This window comes from Micromonospora sp. M51 (genome assembly GCF_018070305.1).
Classification (GTDB): Bacteria; Actinomycetota; Actinomycetes; order Mycobacteriales; family Micromonosporaceae; genus Micromonospora; species Micromonospora parva.
Genome location: NZ_JAGPXZ010000953.1, coordinates 1 through 2,017 on the forward strand (window position 1 = coordinate 1; position 2,017 = coordinate 2,017).

General features: G+C 70.2%; 1 protein-coding gene. It reads right to left on the minus strand.

From position 1 onward, the window contains the following. Positions 1-2,017: discoidin domain-containing protein (locus KBX53_RS31165; protein WP_210863321.1), on the minus strand; the 2,017-nt coding region annotated here is incomplete at both ends.

The window sequence follows — 2,017 nt, forward strand, 5'->3', positions numbered from 1 at the left end:
CGACAAGGACGGCAATGCCGTCCTTGTCGCGCACGGCGAGCCGGACCAGCGCGGCGACCGTACGGCCCTGGTTGCGGACGGTCGTGGTGACGGTGTTGCGCCCGTCCACGACGCGTACGGTGCTCGACGTCGTCGACAGTCGGGTGCTCGGCACGTCGTTGAGCGCCCGCATCTGCTCGGCCTTGTCGTAGCGCCAGTAGGTGTTCTCCGCGAGCAGCCGGTCCCGGCTGTCGCGCAGCTCCAGTCGCACCAGGTGCAGCCCGCCGCCGTCCGGCGCGGCGAGGGGGAAGACCGTCGTCGTGGCCGAGCGGGCCACGTCCACCCGCTGACGCTGCGCCGGACCCAACGACCGCCCGCTCAGGTCGTAGCGTCGGGCGCTCACGGTGACCCCGCTCAGCGGCGCGGCGGTGTGGTTGACCACCCGTACCTGCCAGGTGCCCGGGTCGGCCTGGACGTGCACCGGCTCGCACCCCTTGCGGGCACCGTAGTAGGCGCCGTTCACGTCGAGGTCGTAGTCGTAGGTCTGCCAGACCGTGCTGTGCCACGCCGGGTGCGACATCCACAGCAGCAGACCGGTGGCGTCCTGCCACAGGTTGGCGTTCCACGCCTCGAACATGGCGCGGTGGCTCTCGTAGTTGACGAACTGCGCCCGGGTGGCGAACTCGTCGAGCGAGCCGGACTCACCGAGCCGCGCGTCGATCGCCGCCTGGTACGTGCCGACGCGCTGGTTACCGACCGTCGACCAGTCGTGGTAGTTCCACACCTCACCGATCGGCCACTCCGGAGCGTCCCCGACGAGGTTGCGCATGCTCTCGGTCACCGACACCACCGGCATGCCGATCTCGGTGTGGAAGCCGAACGAGTCCGCCTCGTAGATCGTCTTGTCGGTGTAGGTCGTCGGGTCGACCCAGCCGTACGGTCCACGCCCGCTCACGATGCCGCTGGCCGAGTTGGGGATGTAGAGGATCTCCGGGTGCTCGGTGGCGACGGCCTGCTTGAGCCCGGCGTCGACGATCGGCGGCGGGTCCCCCTCGTTGGCGCCGCACCAGACGACGATGCTCGGGTGGTGGCGGAAGCGCCGGATGGTGTCGGCGGCGATGTCGACGTAGCCGGGCGGGTTGGGCAGGAACGCGCCGGCCTGCCAGAAGTCGTTCCACACCAGGATGCCCTGCTCGTCGCAGGCCTGGTACAGCTCCTCGCGGTTGCTGCTGCCGAGCCAGTTGCGGATCATCGTGAAGTTCATGTCGCGGTGCATCTCGACCGTGTCGGCCAGCCGGTCGGGCAGCACCCGGCGCAGCAGCTCGTCCCAGCCCCAGTTGCCGCCACGGGCGAACACCGGCACGCCGTTCACCGTGATCTTCAGTTCGGTGATCTTGTTGCTGACCGTCTTGACGTCGGTCCAGCGCTGCCCGTCGGCGGAGACCTGGATGACGAAGTCGCGGGCGTACGCCTGCTCCCAGACGATGGTGACCTGGTCGAACGCGACGGGAGCGCCGAGGTCGACCTGGATCCACTGGTTGTCCTCGAACTTCGACGACCACCGGGTCCGCGGGTTGCCGTCGACGGCCCGCTCCGGGCCGTTGGAGTCGCCGTCGGACGACGACGCGGTGGCGGTGCGGCGCAGCGCCAGGTCGACGTCCGGCTCGGCCTGCCGCTGCACCGAGAGCGCCCACATGGACACACCCCACGACGTCGCCCGCGCACCGGTCTGGATGCGCAGGTGCTGGGCGGTCTGGCTGGGGAACGTCTCGACCTGGGTGGCGCGGCTGCCCAGCGGGGTGTCGTTGCTGACGGCCTTCACGTCGGTCCACGCGTTCCCGTCGGCGGAGACCTGGACGCGGTAGTCCAGCGCATACGCCTGCTCCCACACGATGGTGACCCGGTCGAAGTCGACCGCCGCGCCGAGGTCGACCTGGATCCACTGGTCGTCCTCGGCCCGGGAGGCCCACCGCGTCGCCGGATCGCCGTCGACGGCCCTTCCGGGACCGTTGCCGTCGTTCTCCGAGGACGACGCGAT